At 62.9% G+C, this 534-nt stretch carries 1 pseudogene; it reads right to left on the bottom strand.

The features are described from left to right. Window positions 1–534, bottom strand: a pseudogene (locus J5M71_RS26985) (PAS domain-containing sensor histidine kinase); the annotation flags it as partial.

Here is a 534-nt window from a genome sequence, read left to right as displayed (position 1 = left end):
CAATTCCTCAAGCTGATGAATCGGCCGGGTAATCAGACGTTTGATCTGCCGGGCAATCACCAGCCACAGCAGTACGCTGAAGATCAGGATGCCGAGGCTGGCGGTCAGAGTGCCGGTGTAGAACGCCATCGGCAGTTCGCTGCTGGCGACCAGCAACAGATGCCCCGGCGCGGCACCGGGGCGGGGCAGGGTGATCAGTTGATTGCTGCGAAACTCGGTGAGTTGCCAGGCTTCGACGTGGCGGTAGCGCTCGGGGAGACTGAGTTTCTCGCCGCGCTGCACTTGCGCCAGGCGTTCACCCTTGCCGTCATACAGGGCGGCGGCGCGCAGCGGTGAATAACTGTCGAGCTCCTTGAGCAGGCGCTCGGCGCTGCGCGGCGACTCCAGCGCATCGCTGACCAGACTCGGATTGGCGATCAGCCGGCCGATGGTCTGCAGGGCCTGAGGCGCCATGCTTTCCTGAGAAATGTAGTAGGCGGCGCTGATAAAGGTCAGGTTGGCGACCAGCAGAACCGTGGTCAACAACACCAGCAG

Source organism: Pseudomonas sp. 43(2021), assembly GCF_017490805.1.
Lineage (GTDB): Bacteria > Pseudomonadota > Gammaproteobacteria > Pseudomonadales > Pseudomonadaceae > Aquipseudomonas.
This window is presented reverse-complemented; position numbering and strand designations above follow the sequence as displayed.